Annotated in this window: 17 protein-coding genes and 1 pseudogene; 7 read left to right on the top strand and 11 right to left on the bottom strand. The window is 65.1% G+C overall.

The annotated features are described in order from the left end of the window. The first annotated feature begins 7 nt into the window (after positions 1-7). The 3 genes from EV691_RS16015 (at position 8) to EV691_RS16005 (ending at position 2,528) form a co-directional block, all read left to right on the top strand. A complete protein-coding gene (locus EV691_RS16015; RefSeq protein ID WP_089166936.1) occupies positions 8-790 on the top strand; it encodes a sulfite exporter TauE/SafE family protein in 783 nt (260 codons plus the stop codon). Between the two features lie 10 nt (positions 791-800). Then, positions 801-1,598 (top strand): prolipoprotein diacylglyceryl transferase, encoded by a 798-nt coding sequence (lgt, locus tag EV691_RS16010; protein ID WP_131298352.1) that lies wholly within the window; start codon positions 801-803, stop codon positions 1,596-1,598. 135 nt (positions 1,599-1,733) lie between these two features. After that, a complete protein-coding gene (locus EV691_RS16005) occupies positions 1,734-2,528 on the top strand; it encodes a thymidylate synthase (RefSeq protein ID WP_131298350.1) in 795 nt (264 codons plus the stop codon). A 45-nt stretch (positions 2,529-2,573) separates the two neighbouring features. On the opposite strand, the gene EV691_RS16000 is transcribed toward EV691_RS16005, so the two are convergent. The 3 genes from EV691_RS16000 to EV691_RS15990 form a co-directional block, all read right to left on the bottom strand. After that, positions 2,574-3,941: a DUF3482 domain-containing protein gene (locus EV691_RS16000; protein WP_165496537.1), complete on the bottom strand. Its 1,368-nt coding sequence runs from the start codon at positions 3,939-3,941 to the stop codon at positions 2,574-2,576. After that, positions 3,934-5,358, bottom strand: a complete 1,425-nt coding sequence (locus EV691_RS15995; protein ID WP_207390189.1) for a DUF2868 domain-containing protein — start codon at positions 5,356-5,358, stop codon at positions 3,934-3,936. The genes EV691_RS16000 and EV691_RS15995 overlap by 8 nt, the downstream gene beginning before the upstream one ends. 78 nt (positions 5,359-5,436) lie before the next feature. After that, entirely contained in the window at positions 5,437-6,549 is a 1,113-nt protein-coding gene (locus EV691_RS15990) for a glycerophosphodiester phosphodiesterase (protein WP_131298346.1), read from the bottom strand. A gap of 129 nt (positions 6,550-6,678) precedes the next feature. Between EV691_RS15990 and EV691_RS15985 the strand changes: the two genes are divergently transcribed. Continuing rightward, a complete protein-coding gene (locus EV691_RS15985; RefSeq protein ID WP_131298344.1) occupies positions 6,679-7,194 on the top strand; it encodes a dihydrofolate reductase in 516 nt (171 codons plus the stop codon). A gap of 42 nt (positions 7,195-7,236) precedes the next feature. Here the strand turns inward: EV691_RS15985 and EV691_RS15980 are convergent. Continuing rightward, positions 7,237-7,750 (bottom strand): annotated as a pseudogene (locus EV691_RS15980) (GNAT family N-acetyltransferase). A gap of 53 nt (positions 7,751-7,803) precedes the next feature. Then, positions 7,804-8,235, bottom strand: coding sequence for a hypothetical protein (locus EV691_RS15975; RefSeq protein WP_131298342.1), 432 nt, complete (start codon positions 8,233-8,235; stop codon positions 7,804-7,806). A 274-nt stretch (positions 8,236-8,509) separates the two neighbouring features. On the opposite strand from EV691_RS15975, the gene EV691_RS15970 reads away from it, so the two are divergent. Both EV691_RS15970 and EV691_RS15965 read left to right on the top strand, forming a co-directional pair. After that, the gene (locus EV691_RS15970; RefSeq protein ID WP_131298340.1) at positions 8,510-11,005 is read left to right on the top strand and encodes an ATP-binding protein; all 2,496 of its coding nucleotides are present in this window, start codon (positions 8,510-8,512) and stop codon (positions 11,003-11,005) included. A 227-nt stretch (positions 11,006-11,232) separates the two neighbouring features. Then, the gene (locus EV691_RS15965) at positions 11,233-11,511 is read left to right on the top strand and encodes a hypothetical protein (protein WP_039801371.1); all 279 of its coding nucleotides are present in this window, start codon (positions 11,233-11,235) and stop codon (positions 11,509-11,511) included. Positions 11,512-11,876: 365 nt separating this feature from the next. On the opposite strand, the gene EV691_RS15960 is transcribed toward EV691_RS15965, so the two are convergent. Further along, on the bottom strand, positions 11,877-12,305 hold the full coding sequence (locus EV691_RS15960) for a DUF2306 domain-containing protein (protein WP_207390188.1): 429 nt from the start codon (positions 12,303-12,305) through the stop codon (positions 11,877-11,879). Between the two features lie 286 nt (positions 12,306-12,591). Here EV691_RS15960 and EV691_RS15955 point away from each other — a divergent pair, with 286 nt between their 5' ends. After that, the gene (locus tag EV691_RS15955; protein WP_131298338.1) at positions 12,592-13,797 is read left to right on the top strand and encodes a glycosyltransferase; all 1,206 of its coding nucleotides are present in this window, start codon (positions 12,592-12,594) and stop codon (positions 13,795-13,797) included. A gap of 167 nt (positions 13,798-13,964) precedes the next feature. On the opposite strand, the gene ilvD is transcribed toward EV691_RS15955, so the two are convergent. The 5 genes from ilvD to EV691_RS15930 form a co-directional block, all read right to left on the bottom strand. Next, a complete protein-coding gene (gene ilvD, locus EV691_RS15950) occupies positions 13,965-15,803 on the bottom strand; it encodes a dihydroxy-acid dehydratase (RefSeq protein WP_131298336.1) in 1,839 nt (612 codons plus the stop codon). Between the two features lie 257 nt (positions 15,804-16,060). Next, complete coding sequence (locus EV691_RS15945) at positions 16,061-18,469, bottom strand: SIR2 family protein (RefSeq protein ID WP_131298334.1); 2,409 nt, start codon at positions 18,467-18,469, stop codon at positions 16,061-16,063. A 384-nt stretch (positions 18,470-18,853) separates the two neighbouring features. Further along, the gene (locus EV691_RS15940) at positions 18,854-19,549 is read right to left on the bottom strand and encodes an RES family NAD+ phosphorylase (protein WP_131298332.1); all 696 of its coding nucleotides are present in this window, start codon (positions 19,547-19,549) and stop codon (positions 18,854-18,856) included. Continuing rightward, on the bottom strand, positions 19,549-19,953 hold the full coding sequence (locus EV691_RS15935) for an antitoxin Xre-like helix-turn-helix domain-containing protein (RefSeq protein ID WP_039807403.1): 405 nt from the start codon (positions 19,951-19,953) through the stop codon (positions 19,549-19,551). The genes EV691_RS15940 and EV691_RS15935 overlap by 1 nt, the downstream gene beginning before the upstream one ends. 334 nt (positions 19,954-20,287) lie before the next feature. Then, entirely contained in the window at positions 20,288-21,481 is a 1,194-nt protein-coding gene (locus tag EV691_RS15930) for a class I SAM-dependent rRNA methyltransferase (RefSeq protein WP_131298330.1), read from the bottom strand. Positions 21,482-21,494: the final 13 nt, after the last annotated feature.

Raw genomic sequence — 21,494 nt, 5'->3', positions numbered from 1 at the left:
GGTGGCGATGGAATTTCTGCTGTATCTGCCGCTGGGCGCGGCGGCCGGCGTGCTGGCCGGGCTGTTCGGCATCGGCGGCGGACTGATCATAGTGCCGGTGCTGGTGCTCAGCTTCACCGCCCAGGGCGTCGATCCGGCCGTGCTGACCCACCTGGCAGTGGGCACCTCGCTCGCCACCATCGTCTTCACCTCGATCAACTCGGTGCTCGCGCATCACAGCAAGGGCGCGGTGCTCTGGCCGATCTTCGTCTGGCTGACGGTCGGCATCCTCGCCGGCGCGGTGCTCGGCAGCCTGACCGCGGCGGCGCTGAAGGGCCCGATGCTGCAGAAGGTCATCGGCCTGTTCGCCATCGCCATGGCCGTCCAGATGGGCCTCGACCTCAAGCCCAGGGCCAGCCGCGAGGTGCCCGGCAAGCCCGGCCTGAGCCTGGCCGGCGTGGTGATCGGCTGGGCCTCGGCGATCTTCGGCATCGGCGGCGGCTCGCTGACCGTGCCCTTCCTGACCTGGCGCAGCGTGCCGATGCCGCAGGCGGTGGCGACCTCGGCGGCCTGCGGCCTGCCGATCGCCCTGTGCAGCGCGCTGAGCTTCATGCTCGTCGGCTGGAATGAAGCCCATCTGCCGGACTGGAGCCTGGGCTTCGTCTACCTGCCGGCGGTGCTCGGCATTGCCACGACCAGCATGTTCTTCGCCCGGCTCGGTGCCCACCTGGCGCACCGTCTGCCGCCGCGCGTGCTCAAGCGCCTGTTCGCCCTGCAACTGCTGGGCGTCGGACTGTTCTTCCTGTTCTGAGGAGCCTCGGATGCTGCCCTATCCGCAAATCGATCCCGTGGCCATCGCCCTCGGCCCGCTCAAGGTGCACTGGTACGGCCTGATGTACCTGGTCGGCATCGGCGGCGCCTGGTGGCTGGCCTCGCGCCGGCTGGCCGGCTTCGCTCCGGAGTGGAGCCGCGAGAAGCTCTCCGACCTGGTGTTCTGGGTCGCCCTGGGGGTGATCGCCGGCGGCCGGCTGGGCTACGTGCTGTTCTACGACCTGGCGGCCTACCTGAACGACCCGAGCCTGATCCTGCAGCTCTGGAAGGGCGGCATGTCCTTCCACGGCGGGCTGCTCGGCGTGCTCCTGTGCAGCTGGATCTTCGCCCGGCGCAACGGCAAGGGCTTCTTCGAGCTGATGGACTTCATCGCCCCGCTGGTGCCGATCGGCCTGGGCGCCGGGCGGATCGGCAACTTCATCAACGCCGAGCTGTGGGGCAAGGCCACCGACCTGCCCTGGGCGATGATCTTTCCCACCGATCCGGCGCAGCTGCCGCGCCATCCCTCGCAGCTCTACCAGTTCGCCCTGGAGGGCGTGGCGCTGTTCGCCATCCTCTGGTTCTACTCGCGCAGGCCGCGGCCGACCATGGCGGTGTCCGGACTGTTCGCCGTCTGCTATGGCCTCTTCCGCTTCATCGTCGAGTTCGTCCGGGTGCCGGACGCCCAGCTCGGCTACCTCGCCTTCGGCTGGCTGACCATGGGCCAGCTGCTCTGCCTGCCGATGGTCCTCGGCGGCGCCGGGATGATGGCCTGGGCCTATCGGCGCGAGGCCAGGCTCGCCGGTTGAGTCCTGTAGGGTGGAAAACCGCGCCAGCGTTTTCCACCCTCCCTGGCAACGGTGGAAAAGACCTGCGGTCGTTTTCCACCCTGCGTACCGGTTAGAATTCACGGCCTTTTCCAGCGCGCAGCCACTTGTCCCTTCATGAAACAGTACCTCGACCTGATGCGCCTGGTGCGCGAGCACGGCACCTTCAAGAGCGACCGCACCGGCACCGGCACCTGGAGCGTCTTCGGCCACCAGATGCGCTTCGACCTGGCCGAGGGCTTTCCGCTGGTGACCACCAAGAAGTGCCACCTGAAATCCATCGTCCACGAGCTGCTGTGGTTCCTGCAGGGCGACACCAACATCCGCTACCTGAAGGAAAACGGCGTGCGCATCTGGGACGAGTGGGCCGATGAGAACGGCGACCTCGGCCCGGTCTACGGCTACCAGTGGCGCAGCTGGCCGGCGCCGGACGGCCGGCACATCGACCAGATCGCCAACGTGGTGGAGATGATCAAGAAGAACCCGGACTCGCGCCGGCTGATCGTCTCGGCCTGGAACCCGGCGCTGATCGACGAGATGAAGCTGCCGCCGTGCCACGCGCTGTTCCAGTTCTACGTCGCCGAGGGCCGGCTCAGCTGCCAGCTCTACCAGCGCTCGGCGGACATCTTCCTCGGCGTGCCCTTCAACATCGCCAGCTACGCGCTGCTGACCCTGATGGTGGCGCAGGTCTGCGATCTCGAACCCGGCGAGTTCGTCTGGACCGGCGGCGACTGCCACCTCTACGCCAACCATCTGGAGCAGACCGACCTGCAGCTGTCCCGCGAGCCGCTGCCGCTGCCGACCATGCGGCTCAACCCCGACGTGAAGGACCTGTTCGCCTTCCGCTTCGAGGACTTCGAGCTGGTCGGCTACCAGTCCCACCCGCACATCAAGGCGCCGGTGGCGGTGTGACGGGCAAACCGGGGCTACTTGCGTAGCCCCCGTAGGGCGGCGAGGCTAGCCCAGCTCTGCGGCCAGCGCCCTGATCTGTTCCTGGCGCTCCGGCTGCTCGCGGCGCCGGCCCGGGTTGAGCGACGACCATTCCGGATGGGCGCGCGCCTTGTGCAGCGGCTCGGGCAGCCGGTCCTCGCGCCAGCTCCGCTCTTGCGGGGTGTCCAGCCGGATCGCCTGCTGCGCGGCGTGGCCGCGGGCGGCGAGGGCGGCTAGCAGCTGGCGCTGGCGCAGGGCGAGCAGGCGCAGCACGGCGTCGTCCACGCTCAGTTCGCGCTCGCCGCGCAGTTTGCCCAGGATGCGGTTGCCGTAGTGGCGGGCGGTCTGCGCGCCGCCGCCGGCCAGCGCGCCGAGCAGCGCCGCGGCGCCCAGGGTCAGGCCGCCGACCAGCAGGTCGACCCCGGCGCCGGCCGCCGCGCCTGCGGCCAGGCCGCCGCCGATCTTCACGCCGAGCTGCTTCAGGGTTTCCGGGTTGAACAGGTCGTCGCCCCAGCGCCCGCCGGCCAGCGGCAGGTCGGCGGCGGCGGCGTCCTCCGGGCGGAAGGCGTAGAGGCGCAGCAGGGCCTCGACGCAGCGCTGCTCGCGCTGGCGCACGGCCTCGTGCAGTTCGCGGACGGCTTCCTGCTCCGGCTCGGCCCGGGCCTCGACACTGCGCCGGCAGGCGGCGACGTCGAGCAGCAGTTCGGCGATCAGCCGGCGGCCGCCTTCCAGGCGGGTGGCCGCCTGGGCCTCGTGGGACTGGATCAGCCGCTCCAGCTGCGGGCGGGCCGGCTCCAGCAGCAGGGCCAGGCTTTCGTAGAGGCGCCGCTCGCCGTCCTGCGGCGGCGCCACGGTGTCGAAGCGCACCATGGCGTGCAGGCCGAGACGGCCCAGGGCGGCGCGCCAGGCGTTCTCGCGGGTGCCGGCGCGGGCGACGAAGTTCAGCACCGGCAGCAGCGGCCGGCCGCAGGCGGCGAGCACCTCGAGTTCGTCGCGGTACTTGGCCAGCACCGGCTCGCGGGCATCGATCACGTAGAGCCCGGCGGCCGAGCCGAGCAGCTGGCGCAGCACCTTGGCTTCCTGCTCGAAGCGCTGGCGCGCCTCGGCGCCGTCGAGGAAGCGGGCGATCCGCGCCGGGCCGTCGAGGCGCTCGCCGGGGCGGTCGAGGCGCTCGAGGTGCTCGAGCAGGGCGATGGCGTCCTCCAGGCCGGGGGTGTCGTACAGCTCGAGCAGCGCCTCGCCGTCCACCGACAGGCGCGCGCCCTCGACGTGGCGGGTGGTGCTCGGCCGGTGCGAGACCTCGCCGAAGCCGATGTCGCGGGTCAGGGTGCGCAGCAGCGAGGTCTTGCCGACGTTGGTGTGGCCGACCACGGCGAGTTTCAACGGCTCAGTCATGTCCGCTCTCCAGCCAGGCCAGCGGGCTGGCGCTGCCGTGGGGCAGGCCCAGCTGGTTGAGGGCGATGCGCCAGTCGTCCAGGCGCTCCTCGTTCAGCGTCTCGCCGGGCGGCGGCGGGAGCAGCCAGACGCGGGTCTGCCCGGCGCTGCGCGACAGTTCGCCGAGCAGCGCCAGGGTGCCGCGGTCCGGCGAGCGCAGCGGATCGACGGCCACCGCCAGGCGCGCCGGCGGTTGTTCGGCGAAGCGCTCGAGCAGCCGCCGGCGCTGTTCGCGGCTGTCGAGGATGCCGGCGTCGCCGACCGCGCCGGGCAGCGCCGGCGGCCAGGCACGACTCTCGTCCAGTTCGACCGCCACCAGCTGGGCGGGGGCGCCCACGGCCGGGCTGGCCAGGGCGCTGGCCGGAATCTCGGGCATGACCGCGGGCGCGGCATCGCAGACGCCGATGCGCTCGCTGGACGGCTGCAGGCGCTCGGCGAGCAGGCGATAGCCGGGCAGCGACAGGTCCAGGGCCAGGCGGGCGCGGCCGGAGAGCCAGCGGCCCAGGCAGAGCAGGGCGAGCAGCAGGCGCGGCAGCAGACCGTAGACCAGCAGCACGCCGAGCAGCCAGCCGGCCCAGGCCTGGCGCGCGGCCTCGGCGCTCAGCGCCTGGTCGGCGCTGGCGCGGATGGTGGCCGGATCCGGCAGGCTGAAGCCAAGCAGCGCCGGCAGGGCGCCGAGACCCTGGGTCAGGGCGACGAAGGTGTTGCCGTCGAGCAGGGTGGTTTCCCAGTAGAAGCCGTAGTTGCGGGTCGACAGCTGCGCCAGCAGGGTGACCAGCGCCGCGGTCAGGGCAAGCAGCCAGAAGCCGTGGACCAGCAGGCCCAGCCCCCAGCGGCCGAGGTGCCGGCGCTGCAGCAGGAGCAGCAGCGCCGGGGCCAGCTGCGCGGCCTGGGCGTCGCGGGCGAACTTCTCGCTGAGCCACAGCCACAGGCGGCCGAGGACGCCGCCGCTGTCGCCGGCAAAAAGCAGGCCGAGCAGCCAGCCGCAGAGGGTCAGAAGGTGCAGGCCGAGCAGGCTGCCCAGGGCCCAGAACACGTTGATCGGGCCCTTCTGCTCGCTGCCGAGGGCGGCCAGGGCCAGGCCGGCGCCGCCGACCAGGGCGAAGGCCAGCAGGGCGACCAGCGCCAGGCCGCCGCCCTGGCGCCAGTGGCGCAGGGCGGCGAGCAGGCCGTCGCGTTCGGCCAGCCAGATGGCGCGGGTCTGGATGCGTTTGCCGAGGTCGCCGCCGGCGGCACGGGCGCGGCGGTTGGCCTCGCCGTCCTCCAGCGGGCCGGCGAACTCTTCACGCAGGCGGATGGTTTCGGTCAGCCAGAGGCGGTGGAAATCGGTCTGTGGGGTGCTCACGCGGTCTCTCGATGGCGGTTCTGTTCCTGCCATGAGGATAACCGCTCAGGCCCGGCCGCGGGCAAGTCGATACGGGTGTACCGGGTGCGCCTGGCGCACCCGGCAGGCGGACTACGGCTGCTCGCGCAGGCGCAGGGCGATGTCCGGCTGGTCGCTGAACAGGCCGTCGATGCCGGCGTCGAGGAAGGCGCGGATTTCCGCTTCCAGGTCGCCGCGCTCGGCGGGGTTGCCGCTGCTGCGCAGCGCGGTCGGCAGGAAGTTGTTTTCCGTGCGGAAGGTGTAGGGATGCACCTTGAGGCCGGCAGCATGGGCGTTGGGCACGAAGTCGGTGGGGCTGCCCAGGTTGCCGTTGGCGTCGCGCGGAATGATGTAGCCCTTGTCCGGGCCGACGCCGTCGGCATAGGCGGCGATGGCCTGCAGCCCGGCCGGGGTGGCCATCTGCGCGTAGGTCAGGGCGCTGCCGATCACTTCCTGGTCGTAGGGCTGGCCGCTGCCGAACAGCTGGACCAGGCGCAGCGGGGTCAGCCGGTGCAGGGTCTTGAGGTTCTCCACCTCGAAGGACTGGATGTACACCGGCGCGTGGCGGCTGTGGTAGCCGTTGCGGCGGAGGACCTCCACCAAGGGCTCCTCCATGGCCAGGCCGAGGTGCTGGAAGTGGGTCGGGTGCTTGGTCTCCGGGTACAGGCCGATGCGCCGTCCCTCGCTCTTCTCCAGGCTCTTCACCAGGTCGATGATCTCCTGCAGGGTGGGCACCTCGAAGGCCTTGTCCAGGCGGGCGTTGCCGGGGCGAATCGCCGGAATGCGCTCGATGGTGCGCAGGGTCTTGATCTCCGCCAGGCTGAAGTCCTCGCTGAACCAGCCGGTCAGCTCGACGCCGTCGACGCTCCGGGTGCGCCGGCGGTCGGCGAATTCGGGACGGGCGGCGACGTCGGTGGTCAGGTCCAGCTGGTTGTCGTGGCGGGCGACCAGCTGGCCGTCTTTGGTCATCACCAGATCCGGCTCGACGTAGTCGGCGCCCTGCAGCACCGCCAGCGCGTAGGCGGCCAGGGTGTGCTCCGGCACGTAGCCGCTGGCGCCGCGGTGGGCGATGACCAGCGGCCGGGGTTCTTCGGCCCGCGGCTGTGCGGCCGCCGGCGGTTCCGCGGTGGCGCAGGCCACCAGGGGCAGCAGCAGGGCGCCGGCGGCGAGCCAGCGCCGGGACAGTACGGACGGCATGCGGGACATCGGTTCCTCTCCTTGGGACATGGAGCGCCCAGCCTGCCCGAGCGCAGTGACGCTTCGGCGATGGCCGGATAACGATCCCGTGGCGGTTGCGTGACGGCACGGGAAGCCGGTTCTGCTATCCTCGCCGCCATGAACAAGTCCCGACTTCCCCTCGCGCTGATCGCCGCCGTCGCCGCCAACGGCGTGATCGGCCGCGACAACCGCATGCCCTGGCACCTGCCGGCGGATCTCAGGCACTTCAAGGCCTGCACCCTCGGCAAGCCGATCGTCATGGGCCGCAAGACCTGGGACTCCCTCGGCCGCCCGCTGCCCGGGCGGCTCAACCTGGTGGTCAGCCGCCAGCCCGGCCTCGCCCTGGAAGGCGCCGAAACCTTCGCCTCGCTGGAGGCCGCCCTGACCCGCGCCGACGCCTGGGCCCGCGAGCAGGGCGCCGACGAGGTCATGCTGATCGGCGGCGCGCAGCTCTACGCCGAAACCCTGCCGCTGGCCGAGCGCCTCTACCTGACCCGCATCGACCTCGCTCCCGAGGGCGACGCCTTCTTCCCCGCCTGGAACCCCGCCGACTGGCGCCTGGCCTCCCGCGAGGAGCACCCGGCCACGGCGGACGCACCGGGGCATGCCTTCGAGGTGTGGGAGCGGAGGTAGGGGAGGACGACGAATCGGCATCCCCAGCCCCGCGATGCATCGTCAGCTCCGGGCCTCGAACGCCTTCTGGTAGGACACGTTGCCGGTCGGCATCGGCTCTCGAAAGGCAATGGCCTGGAAGTACTGCGGCGGAACCCCTGGCAGCCGCAGTGCCGGCTCCGTCCGGAAGCCGAAGCGGCCATAGTATTTCGGCTCGCCCAGCACCACGCAGCCGGCGGCGCCTCGCCTGCGCAACGTCGCCAGCGCCTGCTCCACGAGCCGGCTGCCGATCCCTGCCCCTGGCGTTCCGGCGCCACGGAGAGGGGCCCCAGGCCATACCAGCCGCCGCTGCCATCCGAGATCGATACCGGCGACACGGCGACACGGCGACGTGTCCGACGAGGGCGTCCCCGCTTTCGGCCACCAGCGAGAGGGACAGTTGCCCAGCATTGCGCAGTGCATCGACGATGAAATGCTCGGTGTGGCTGCTGTGGGGTGCATCGAGAAAGGCTGCGGCGGTCAGGGCTGCGATGGGCGCGATGTCCGCCGGTATTTCGCGGCGTATCCTGAGGGGCATGGCGAGGGCTCCTTGATTCGATGTCGGTGCATGCGCCGGCGGGAGATCGCCCTTCATTGACCGCCGTGCCGCTCGTCCCGGGGGCCGGGGCTGCGTGCTTCGCTGGCGGAAAAGCGCCGGGCGGGCCAGACGAAGAACGCGAACAGGACCGCCTCGACGAGCAGGGCCGCCGGCGTCAGGACCCGGGTCAGATAGCCGTCGAAGCCGATGGCGAGAAAGCCCGCGATCGAGACGGTCAGAAGCATGCCGGCAACGATACGCGCTTTCGGGTTCCGGGCGCCGGTCGCCAGCCCGGGCAGGCCGACGAGCAAGGGCCCCGAACCCAGGGCCAGGCCGATCATCAGGGTCGGCGGAAGGAACGTGGAGAATGCAAGGCTCGTATGGGGCTCTCCCAGGCCGTGTGCGAACAGCAGGAGCGCGTACGGCGGGATGGCGATCAAGGTGCCGCCGAGAAGAAGCGATGTCAGTCGAAGCAGTGTGATCATGGCCGTTGATGCTTCCGGCAAGTGGCAAGCGGAGCGCCGTGGGGGCGGAGCGAGACCGAAGCGTAGCGGCGGGCGGGTCTGCCTGGCGAGCGGCTGCGATCCTCCCCGTCATGCAGGTATCCTGCCGGCCGGAGGCCCTTCGATGATCCGTCGGGCAGGCGGCCTGCCAGCGGCGCAAGGGGGGGCTGCGCCATTGTGACGCAGCGCAGAGCATGACGGCGTTCCCTGTTATCGTATTCGGCTCTATCTCCTCCAGGCTCCGGGTGCTGCGCGCATGCCTTCCCCCCTCCATATCGGACTCCGCCAATGGATCTGGCGAGCATTTGCACGGAGCGCATTGATACCGCTGCTGCTGGTCGAAACGGTGCTGATCGCCGTTTATCTGCTCAGCAATGGCGCCATTCGCGACGCGCAGATCGATCATCTGCGGGAAGTCGCCCTGTTCGACCTGCAGGCGTCCGCCCGCCAGGAGTCGCGCAGCATCGACCAGCAACTGGCGCAGATCGGTTCGCTGACCGAGCTGTTCCGCAACCTGACCGCTCGCGCCCTGCTGGAGAAGCCGGCGACGCCGCTCTCCCCGCCAGCGTTGGCGACCACCCCGGACGGGGTGCGCTACAGCCCCGAGGACCGGGGCGGCAGTGCGGTCTTCTACGCCAACTCCACCCCGCTGGAGCGCCAGGACCTGGACAGGGTCGCGCGGATGGGCAGCCTCGATCCGCTGATGAAGGAGCTGCAGCAGCGCAACCCGCTGGTGGCCAGCCTCTACTTCAACAGCTGGGACAACTACAACCACATCTATCCGTGGTTTCTCACCCCCGAGCAGTATCCCCATGACATGCTCATCCCCCACTACAACTTCTACTACCTGGCCGACGCCCGGCACAACCCGGGGCGCGGCATGGTCTGGACCGATGTCTACCTCGACCCGGCCGGCCACGGCTGGCTGATGTCGGCCATCGCGCCGGTCTACCGGAGCGACTTCCTCGAGGGCGTGGTCGGGCTGGACATCACCGTCAGCACCCTGCTGAAGCAGATCGGCCGTCTGGCGGTGCCGTGGAACGGCTATGCCGTGCTGGTCAGCGACGACCTGGACATCATGGCCCTGCCGGCGCCGGGCGAGGCCGACTTCGGTCTCGGCGAGCTGACCTCGCACGCCTACGACGGAGCCGTGCACCGCGAGCGCTTCAAGCCCGAGGACTTCAACCTGAGCCAGCGCCCCGACACCGCCCGGCTGGCCGCCGCCGTCGCCGGGCAGCCCGAAGGCATGCTGACAGTGGAGTTGCGGGGCCGGCCGAAGCTGGTGGCCTGGACCCGCATCCCGCAGACCGGCTGGCACCTGCTGACCGTGGTCGACGAGGCCACGGTGTTCGCCGAAACCAACACCCTCGCCGGGCACTACGAGCGCGTCGGCTATCTGATGATCGCCGGCCTGGTGGTGTTCTACCTGGCCTTCTTCGCCGGCATGTGGCTGCGTGCCCGCCATCTCAGCGAGCGCCTGCTGCGACCCATCGACGGCATCTCGCGGATGATGGAGGAGGTCGGCCGGGGCAACTGGCGCCCGGCCCGCGTCACCTCGCGGATCGCTGAGCTGGATGCCATGGCCGGCCACGCCGAGCAGATGGGCGAGCAGCTCGAGCAGAGCGAGCGGCAGCGCCAGCGGACCCAGGAGCACCTCGAGCTGGTACTCGACAGCGCCACGGAAAGCCTCTGGGAGCTTGACCGGCGCACCCGGCAGATCAGCCTGCGCGGGCGCTTCTGCGAGCGTTTCGGCCTGCCGGCCGGCCCGCTCGGCCATGAGGCCTTCATGGCGCACGTCCATCCCGACGATGCGCCGCGGGTCGAGACGGGCTTCCGGCCCATCGACGGCGACCAGGGGCTGTGCGAGGTGGAGTTCCGCTTCCGCGACAGCCGCGGCGGCTACCACTGGCTGCTCTGCCGCGGCCGGGTGGTCGGGCGCGACCCGGCCACGGGGCAGGCCGTGCTGCTCGCCGGCACCCATGTGGACATCGATGCGCTCAAGCGCACCGAAGCCGACCTGCGCCTGGCCATCGGCGAGGCCCAGGCCGCCAGTCAGGTCAAGTCGCGCTTCATCTCCAGCATCAGCCATGAGCTGCGCACGCCGCTCAACGCCATCTACGGCTTCGCCCAGCTGCTGCGCCTGGAGCACGACGCCTGGGGCGAGGCGCAGGAAGTGGAATACCTCGACCAGATCCTGGTGGCCAGCAGGCACCTCAACCAGCTGGTCGACGACGTGCTCGACTGGGCCAACATCCAGGCGGAAAAACCCAGCCTGGAGCTGCAGAGCGTCGAGGTGGCGAGGCTGATGGGCGAGTGCGCCAAGCTGGTCCGCCTGGAGGTGGAAACCCAGGGACTGAGGCTCGCCCTGGACCTGCCCGGCGCGGATCTCCGGGTCCGCGCAGATCCGCGCCGCCTGCGCCAGGTGCTGCTCAACCTGCTGTCCAATGCGATCAAGTACAACAGGCCCGCCGGATGGATCGCCATGACCTGTCAGGTGACGGCGGATCATGCGCGTCTGATCGTCGAGGATGGCGGCCCCGGCATCGACAAGTCGAGCCAGGCACAGCTGTTCGAGCCCTTCCAGCGCCTGGGGCGGGAGAACTCGGCGATTCAGGGCTGCGGCCTCGGCCTGTCGCTGTGCCGGCAGTTCGCCGGCATGATGGGCGGCAGCATGGGCATGAGCAGCGAGCCGGGCATCGGCAGTCGCTTCTGGATCGAGCTGCCGCTCGTGCAGGATGAGGCGGACGCATGATCGCCCGCCGGCTCCTTCGCCCGTCCCGGGCAATCCCGGGGCGGGGCCGGCGTGCCGGGCGCCTGCTCGTGCGGTCGAGTGTCGCAGTTCGCTACGGGCGTCGAACTTCCGAAGTAACCCGTTGATCCATATCAAGTTCGACGGGGGCTCCGTGCTCGCTCCCCACCCCCCTGCAGCGGTAGCATTATGCCAAGCAGATCAATCAATCTCGGCGGAAGTAGCAGCATATGAAACAACAGATCACCCGGCTGTCCCCCCATCAAAATGGCAAGGTTTGCGGCATTCTGACGGCGGCCACGTCTTTCTTCGTCTTCGTGCCCTTCCTGCTGTTCATGTCGCTGTTCGTGCCCGCGGCAGGTCGCCCGCCGTTCATCACCATCCTGCTCGTACCGCTGTTCTACCTGGTCATGGGCTATCTCGCCGTGCTGATCGGCTGCAGCCTGTATAACTTCGCGGTCAAGTACATCGGCGGTCTGGAGTTCGACGCCAAGGATGAAGGCAAGTAATCCGTTCTTTCTTTCCCGGTCCGGAAGGCGCCCGCGAGCGCGGGGCTTTCCTGGCCTGACGAGCGCCGCCGGGCAGACACGCCGTCTGCCCGGCGGTGTCGTTTCCGCGGGCCGGAAATAGGACCGCCAGGTTTACGCCTCTTCTTTCCCGGCGACGGCCGCCCTACGACAAGTCGACCAACTCGGCGCACACCTCGTCACCCTCGATATGCAGCAGCCCGACCGCCAGCGGCAGCTCCGTAGGTCGGGTTAGCGTAGCGTAACCCGACAGCCTGCCCGGCATTGCCTGTCGCGTCGGGTTACGCCCTACGGGCTAACCCGACCTACACAGTTGCAGCAGTGATCCGGTATTTCATGAAAATGCTCTAGCTGCCGAGCAACCAACCATGCAGCAACCTTCCCGGCATGAACGCGAAGCTGCCGGCGATGAGCAGTCCGCCGACATACAGACCGATCATGGTGTTGCGATGCAGGGCTACCTGGCCGCTGCGCGCAGCGAAATAGGCGATCGGCACGCTGACCAGCGTGAGCAGGCTGAAGGCATGGATATAGCCGAAATGCCCGAAAAAACGCGGCCCGATCTCGGCGCCCATCGCCAGGGTGATGAGCGCCGTGGCCAGCATCAACACGAGATAGGTACGGCCCAGCCTCCTATGGTGCGCAGTGCCTTTCCGGCGAACCATCAGATAGGTACCAATGCCGAAGGCGGGAGCCACCGTGGCGAGGTGGGCATAGGCAAGCTGTAGATAGGTCATCGGCTCTTCCTTGTCCGGGATGCGTTCGATAAGTGCCATCTGCCGGCACCTGAGTGCTCCTCATCGACATCGGCGGTCGGTCGCCTTGCCGTGGATCACCTCGTTGCAGTGTATCGCTTGACGGGGGGCCACTGGGGTTGGGCAAGATCAGCTTGCCACGGTGCTGGTCGTTCTGCCCGTCGGTGGGCAGAGCCGGGACGGCAAGGGAGCACGCCTCCTGTGGCATTTCCCGGAGTCTGGCCAGTCTTCGCAACTGCCTGCGGCGACGTATGGACGTTCGGCAGGCGCTGTCCCAATTCCGCAGAGCTCATGAAAGGGATTTTCAATGACGGAACCTCCGCTACCCAGGATTACCCTGCTCCTGCCCTCTCTCGCTGCCGGTGGCGTCGGGCGCTCGATGCTTCACTTGGCCGAAGCCTTTCGTGCAGCTGGCCATCCGGTGGACCTGGTGCTGTGCTGCGCCGAGGGCCCCTATCTGTCCGAAGTACCGGCGGGCGTGCAGATCGTGGCCCTGCGCCGGCAGAGCGGTTTGTCCGCACGGCTGCAACTCGCCCGCCTGGACCCTGGCGGAATAACCGCGATGGCCCGCCCGGCGCTGCTGGCATGGCGGCCGGCGCCTGTCCAGCCCTATCTGGCCGATCTGGCGCACTATCTGGACAGGGTACGTCCAGCGGCACTGGTCGCCGCCAAAACCCCCACCAATCTGCTGGCACTTTGGGCACGTCGGTTGAGCGGCGTGGAAACCCGTGTCGTGGTCAGCGAGCGTACCCAACTATCCCAATCCATCTCGATGAACCGCAAATGGCGCTGGCGCCATATCGCGCCACTGGTCGCCCGCACCTATTCGTGGGCCGATGAGATCGCTGCGGTTTCCGACGGGGTTGCCGATGATCTGGCCGCCGTCACGGGATTGCCGCGGGATAGCATCACCACCGTCTACAACCCGGTCGTCACGCCCGAGCTTGCCGCGCTCGCTGCCGAAGCGGCGCCACATCCCTGGCTGGAAGAGGGTGGCGCGCCCGTGATCGTCGCGGCAGGGCGGCTGGTTCCACAGAAGAACTTTCCGCTCTTGTTGCGCGCTTTTGCCCGGTTGCGGCAACAGAGGCCAGCGCGGTTGTTGATTTTCGGTGAGGGTCCCAAGCGGTCGGAGCTCGAAGCCTTAGGCGGCTCGTTGGGAATCGGCAACGACCTGGCGATGCCTGGCTTCGTGGCCAACCCCTATGCGGCCTTTGCACGCGCCGCCTTGTTCGTCTTGTCATCGGAGTACGAAGGACTGCCCAATGTTCTGATCGAAGCCATGGCGTGCGGCTGTCCGATCGTGAGCACGGACTGTCCCAGCGGTCCGCTGGAGATCCTGCAGGGCGGTCGCTGGGGCGAGCTGGTGCCCCCGAACGACAGCGAGGCGCTGTCCGCGGCCATGCTGCGCACCCTCGATGCGCCGCTGCCCAGGGATACTTTGCGCGCCCGGGGTGGCGAATTCAGTCTGGAAAACAGCGCCAGGCATTATCTGGAGTTGCTGTTTCCGAATTAGGGGCGCAGCAGGCCGTGGGGGCGCTGTGATGGAAAACACTGCACGATTTTCCACCCGGCAATTTCCGGTAGGTTGGGCTTCGCGGGGCTCGGTCCAACCTACGGTCGCCGAGACCCCGCATCGCTGGGCAAGGCTGCGCCCTTGCCCAGCCTACGGCCTTGTCCCGTTCACTCCTCGAGCAGCGCCTTGTTGCGCACCGCGCCCTTGTCGGCGCTGGTGGCGAGCAGGGCGTAGGCCTTGAGCGCGGTGCTGACCTTGCGCGCGCGCGGGGCGGCCGGCTTCCAGCCCTTGTGGTCCTGGTGCAGACGGCGGGCCTTCAGCTCCTCGTCGGACACCAGCAGGTTGATGCTGCGGTTGGGGATGTCGATGAGGATCTTGTCGCCGTCCTCGACCAGGCCGATGGCGCCGCCCGCGGCCGCTTCCGGCGAGGCGTGGCCGATCGACAGGCCCGAGGTGCCGCCGGAGAAGCGCCCGTCGGTGAGCAGGGCGCACTGCTTGCCGAGTCCCTTGGACTTCAGATACGAGGTCGGGTAGAGCATTTCCTGCATGCCCGGGCCGCCTTTCGGGCCTTCGTAGCGGATCACCACCACGTCGCCCGGCTTCACCTCGTCGGCGAGGATGCCCTTCACCGCGGCGTCCTGGCTCTCGAAGATCTTCGCCGTGCCCTCGAACACCAGGATGGATTCGTCCACGCCGGCGGTCTTCACCACGCAGCCGTCCAGGGCGATGTTGCCGTAGAGCACGGCCAGGCCGCCTTCCTGGGAGTAGGCGTTCTCGACGCTGCGGATGCAGCCTTCGAAGCGGTCGGTGTCGAGGCTCGGCCAGCGGGTCGACTGGCTGAACGCGGTCTGGCTGGGGATGCCGGCCGGACCGGCCTTGAAGAAGGTGTGCACGGCCTCGTCCCGGGTCTGGGTGATGTCCCACTGGGCGATGGCATCACTCATGCTCGGGCTGTGCACGGTCGGCACGTCGGTGTGCAGCAGGCCGCCGCGGGCCAGCTCGCCGAGGATGGCGAAGATGCCGCCGGCGCGGTGCACGTCTTCCATGTGGTACTTCTGGATGTTCGGCGCGACCTTGCACAGCTGCGGCACGCGGCGGGACAGGTGGTCGATGTCGCGCAGGTTGAAGTCGACCTCGGCCTCCTGGGCGGCGGCCAGGAGGTGCAGGATGGTGTTGGTCGAGCCGCCCATGGCGATGTCCAGGGTCATGGCGTTCTCGAACGCCTTGTAGCTGGCGATCGAGCGCGGCAGCACCGACTCGTCGCCCTCGCCGTAGTAGCGCTGGCAGAGCTCGACGATCAGCCGGCCGGCGCGCAGGAACAGCTGCTCGCGGTCGCTGTGGGTGGCCAGGGTGGTGCCGTTGCCCGGCAGCGCCAGACCGAGAGCCTCGGCCAGGCAGTTCATCGAGTTGGCGGTGAACATGCCGGAGCAGCTGCCGCAGGTCGGGCAGGCGCTGCGCTCGTATTCCTCGACCTTCTCGTCGGAGCAGCTGGCGTCGGCGGCGGCGACCATGGCGTCGACCAGGTCGAGGCCGTGGCTGGCCAGCTTGGTCTTGCCGGCTTCCATCGGCCCGCCGGAGACGAACACCACCGGGATGTTCAGGCGCAGGGCGGCCATCAGCATGCCGGGGGTGATCTTGTCGCAGTTGGAGATGCACACCAGGGCGTCGGCGCAGTGGGCGTTGACCATGTACTCCACGGAGTCGGCGATGATCTCGCGGCTCGGCAGCGAATAGAGCATGCCGTCGTGGCCCATGGCGATGCCGTCGTCGACGGCGATGGTGTCGAATTCCTTGGCCACGCCGCCGGCCTTCTCGATCTCGCGGCAGACCAGCTGGCCCAGGTCCTTCAGGTGCACATGGCCGGGCACGAACTGGGTGAAGGAGTTGGCGACGGCGATGATCGGCTTCTTGAAGTCCTCGTCCTTCATCCCGGTGGCGCGCCACAGCGCGCGGGCGCCGGCCATGTTGCGGCCGAAGGTGGAGGTTTTCGAGCGATAGTCAGGCATGACGGTTCTCGGAAATCAGGCGGATACGGGACTGCGCAGGATAGCGCGATTGGCGGGAGGGTGCATCGGGCGGGCGACGTGGCGGGGAGGGCATAGGGTGAAGGATTGACCCTTCCGCTGCTTGTGGCTGGAGTCGACCCAAAGCGGACGGTTGAGCGTCTAGAAAAGCCTCGACGAGGTACAACGATAAAAGACTAAAAATGGCAGGCCTGAGTGATCTGCCATTTTAGGTTGAGCTAAGGTTGAGTCTACTTATCCTATTCGTTGTGATTAGCTGAGTCAGCCCGCATTTTAATAAAATCGAGTTGATCCTTTACCTCAAGCAGCATAGGACTACTAACTTTACTGCTTGAGATCGCATGAAGAAGCCCCTTGAGATACTCACTTCCCTTTAGGCCTCCATCGGCTAGCTTGGCGACATAGTCAGAATTTGAGTGCTCACTGCGAATTGCTGCCCATGTTCGTCGGATGGCATCAATGGTGAAGTCTAAGTTTTCAAACTTGCATTCGGCAGCCCGACGCAGTGAAATCAACACACCTGTATGTCGGATGTTTCGCTCTGCCGCAGAATTATTTTCGGAGTTGGCCCATACTTCGGCTATAGCAAGCTCTTTTAGGCGTTTACTCAGCTGTTCCACTGCATCTGAATGACGGTACATGCTGTAGTATGCTTTAGCTTTTTGGACAAAAAATTCAGGCTCGGACCCTCGCAAAACCTCTAAACGTTCATAAAAGTTCAAGATTAGATCACCGGCGCCGCCTGAATCCCCGCCAAAGGCGAAGTTGAGATTATCAAAAAGTGAGAGATCAATGGAAAGTCGTTTTTCGTCTTCCGGTAGGTCGCGAACAAGATTGTAAATCGCATCGATGCACCAAGCTTCCCCCCGCGAACGATAAAGTTCAGAAATCACTGCTAGGAGCCAGGCCTCTGAATTGCAGACCACCTTATATCCGGAGTGATTCGCAATTTCGGTTCTATCGACTTTCTCAAATTCGAGATAAGGAGAGCAAGTCAAAATAAGCTGATCTAGTTTTTGTAGATGTGAGCTTATAAATCTACTCCAGTCTCCATCTACTTTCCTTTTTACGCTCATTATATAAAGAAGCTGTAGCAGTTCTTTTTCTTTAGGTGCGCGCTTGATTACGGAGCTTTGTCCAAGGGCCTCGTAGACGAAAAATAAATTGTCTAGAAGCTTTTTACCACCCTTGAATGTGGGGCACCGAACTGCTTTCAAACCTTGGTTTGCCAATTGAGTTTCAACTTTGTTAAAGACACGACTAATTTCGACAACCGGCACATGGACTAGTTTCGAAGGACTTAGCGCATCAATTATGTACTCTTCGCTAGCATCAAGAGTAACCAATACAGACGTTTTTCTTTCTTTAAGTTTTGCATCATGATTGCGAATGATTTTTGCGAGCTCGAGATCTACTGTTTTCGAGTCAAAGATTATCAGGGAGTTATTTAGGCCGAGCAAACGGTTAATGAAGTGTGTTTCTAATTCAGTTCCAGACTCAATGAAAAAAACTTTCCGGTCTTTAAAAAATTTCGCAATAAATCTCAAAGTTAATGTTCTGCCTGAGACCCGGGGCCCCAACACAACAAATGCTCCGCTGGATTGTATGTTGGAAATTACTTGTTTTTCTTTAGAGCGATTACCGTAGTAGTGGGGGAGTACTGCCGCAGTTTTTGAGCTTTGCTCGCTGACTTCGCTAACTCCCTTGATTAAAAAATCCTGGTTGGTTTGAGAGTTGGTGTCCAGTGTTTTTACCTGAAATGCATATTTTTCCAGCTCGGCATCACCTTCAGCCGACTGAGAATACGCTCTCTGTATCAGCGAGTATATCTGGTCGTATCGGCCGTTCTCGATAAGGATGACTGTGTTAACTCCATGTCGTCGTAATACGCTGCTTTCTAGGGGGCCAGGGGCTTCGCTTCGAAATATTATACGCCTCGTCATAGAGTCTTTTGGAAGTCTTTGGCCTGAGACTAGAAAAGCTATATCATCTTCATCAGTAAGAGAGCAACCTATGAAAAGAATATTTTTATGAAGCAGGTCTTCCTCTAATATCTCAAGCATTCGTCTATTGGTTTCGATGCTTTCAAGGTAAGAGGCTTTACGGAATACTAAGCGCTCGGAAGAGTGTGTTACCTCGTAAAATACGTCGCCGTGCAGTTTATAGATAGGCCTAAAGTCTCGAGACTTATTGCTCAGATTAGCATCGTAAGGGTAGATCGGGGTATAGCCGGAGTGTCGCTCAATAGCGTTGTCTATATTGAGGGTGTAAATATACTTCCAGTCAATATCTTTTATTAGTGAAACTTTCTCTGGGGCCAGCGAGACGTTGTAAAAATATTGGTGTATGGTTTTTTTGGTGAGTTCTTGAGGGAGGATATTCTGATCGAAATAAATTTCGCAGATATCCGAAAACTTATACCCGTTAAGTGTTGCATGATCGTTTTCCGACAAGCCTGCGCCGTTCTGCGTAAGTTGCTCCAGCATAATTGTCGAAAGCTGAGTTCCTGAGGGTACCCTAGCACCGCTCTGAGCTGTCTCTCCAACAGTAAACCCCGCCCCAAAAACCGGAACAAGCGTTCCACGCCTGAAATACTCTGAAAGCATCTCTATGGTTTCTGGCGCATCATGGCGAAAGTTTTCCAACATTGTCTCCTATCCTAGAACTCCGTCCCAGTGCTTCATGCGACTAGGCCAAGCCTATAGCATGCCACGCTCTGTCGGAGTGGAGTAGCATTTGGCCATCCAATAAAAAGTATTGAAGCTTGGGGTCAACTGATTGATATCGCAGGATGGGCACGGCGGTCGATGAGTTTTGCTGATCTTGTACTGTGTTTGCCGAGAACCCTATTCCTAAACTCGGCATGAATGACACTGAAGACTGGCGAGAACCACGCGTGATCGCACAGGGGGGCACAGCGGTTCTCCATGGGATATTTGTTGTAGACCTCATACAGACACTGATGTCAAGACGGTCGCCCACTGTCCACTTCTGGCCGGTTTCTGCCGGCCATTACAGACTGTTTTTGCGTCCTATCGGCCATCCGGCGTTGTAATCCGATTGACGCTGATAATTTGGCTGCTCCAGATCATCTCGTAATGAGCGGTCTGGATGATCGATGTAACGGGTCGCGGTGTCATCAGCGCCCAACAGACGCTGCCTGAACAACGGACCGAGTGGTAACGCAGGCCCAGGCATGCCTCTCGCTTCGCTTCGCTTCCCAATTGATGAGCGTGGGTGTAATCGTCGGGGGCATATATAGGGTCCGACAGCGGCACCCCTGTAGCGTCCCTCATCCCGGTATCCGTGAAGCTGCAGGTCAGTCCTCTGAAGACAAAGCGGTCGTAATTGAGGCCTTGCACGTTCGACCAGTAGCGCTCCTGGTGATGGCGCACCTCGGCAATCGCCGTGTCCATCCTATCGGCCAGATACAGCACGCCGAAGCTGCCATTGCTAAAGCGCGAGCCGGCCGGGTTCACATGGGTAAAGGGCGCCGTTGCGTACGAGCATCCGGGAATACCGAACGGGATCTCGCCACGAGGGATCAGCTCCAGCCGGCCAATTTCGTTCTGCAACCGTGGATTCGTCATTGCCTGAAGCCGATATAGCGCTTCGAAGTCTGCTTCGTCGGCAACGTCATCGAACAAGGCAATGGGCGGAAACTTGGAGTTGACCAGGCGGTAGGCCTGCAGACTCTCGCCGCCCAGGACGGCAAGGCTGCTCAGCATTACCACTGGGCACCCCGCAGCGTATCGATTCGTCGGAACGTCTCGTACAGCGAGATCATGTCGCCCTGTGCCATGACGTCGAGCGGCGCGCGCCCGTTGAAGAACTCGTTGCGGTTCTCCATCGAGGGGAAGCCATAGACATTTTCGGGGTTGTCGAACACGAGGCGCAGCGCCGCGTGGATATTCAGCACGATGCTGATGCGCTGCATCTGATCGGAGTCCAGGCCTACCGCCCACGCCGAATCGCGTTGCCTGGCCCGGGTGTAGGTGCTGCGCGAAATGCGCAAGATCCGGCAGGCCTGTTCGCAGGAGGCCTTCCATTTGTCCAGGATGTTCAGCGCCGCACGCAGGCCGGCCACGCATTGGCTTTTCGAAAAGTCCTGAGCCTGGATAGTTACTGTCATCGCCAGCACCTCAATATGCTCCTTGGACACAAATCTAGCATATCTGAATCTACAGACGCAATTTAGCTCCAGGCAACCCCAGGGATCTTGAACGCCAACGCGCAATCATGGGTGATAACGGCAGCATTAAACACGAGGCATCCACATGGCTTTGGTTCCACAACGGTTGTATCTGGCCGCTCTCTGCCTGCCATGACGCCACTGCACCCAGCCGTTCGCCAATGCCCCCGCATCCCCGCTCGGCCTAGGAGAAAACCCCATTTCTATCCCCCAACCACCGCGCCGGCGGTGGAAAATCGCTGCGCGAGTTTTCCACCCTACGGTCGGGAATGCCTCAGCTCGGCAGAATCCGGCAGGTCAGGCTCTTGATGTAGCGGGTCTCGGCGATGGCCGGATGGACCGGGTGGTCGGGGCCCTGGCCGCCGCGTTCGAGCAATTGGATGTGGCGGTCCAGATGGCGGGCGCTGGAGAGCAGGATGTTCTGCAGGTCGTCCTCCGGCAGGTGCATGGAGCAGCTGGCGCTGACCAGGATGCCGTCCTTGGTCAGCAGGCGCATGGCCGCCTCGTTGAGGCGGCGGTAGGCGGCCTCGCCGTTCTTCAGGTCCTTCTTGCGCTTGATGAACGCGGGCGGGTCGGCGATCACCACGTCGAAGCGTTCCTCGGCGGCCTTCAGCTCCTTGAGCGCCTCGAACACGTCACCCTCGACGCAGGTCATCTTCTCGGCCACGCCGTTCAGCGCCGCGTTGCGCTCGACGCCGTCCAGCGCCAGCGCCGAGCCGTCCACGCACATCACTTCGGTCGCGCCGAACGCCGCGGCCTGCACGCCCCAGCCGCCGACGTAGCTGAACAGGTCGAGCACCCGCTTGCCCTTGACGTAGGGTGCCAGGCGCGCGCGGTTCAGGCGGTGGTCGTAGAACCAGCCGGTCTTCTGCCCGCCCTGCACCGGGGCCTCGAACTTCACGCCGTTCTCTTCCAGCGTCACCCACTCCGGCATCACGCCGAAGGCGGTCTCGACGTAGCGTTCGAGGCCTTCGGCATCGCGGGCGCTGGAGTCGTTCTTGAACAGGATGCCGGCGGGCTTGAGCACCTGCACCAGCGCCTCGACCACCGCGTCCTTGTGGCGCTCCATGGCGGCGGAGGCGAGCTGCACCACCAGATGGTCGCCGAAGCGGTCCACCACCAGGCCGGGCAGCAGGTCGGAGTCGCCGTAGACCAGCCGGTAGCAGGGCGCGTCGAACAGCCGCTCGCGCAGCGACAGGGCGACGTTGATGCGGTGCACCAGCAGCGACTTGTCCAGCGGGTGCTTGAGGTCGCGGGAGATCAGTCGCGCGCAGATCAGGTTGTTCGGCGAGAGCGCGACGATGCCGAGGGGCTTGCCGCCGGCCGCCTCGAGGATCGCCTGGTCGCCGGCCTGGAAGGCGGTCAGCGGGGTGGCGAGCACGTCCACCTCGTTGCTGTAGACCCACAGGTGGCCGGCGCGCAGACGGCGCTCGGCGTTGGCTTTCAGTCGCAGACTGGGCAGGGACATGGGGCACTCTCGC

The sequence above is a fragment of the Azotobacter chroococcum genome (assembly GCF_004339665.1).
GTDB lineage: Bacteria > Pseudomonadota > Gammaproteobacteria > Pseudomonadales > Pseudomonadaceae > Azotobacter > Azotobacter chroococcum.
Note: the sequence above shows the minus strand (reverse complement) of the source record. Positions and strands in the feature narration are given on the sequence as shown.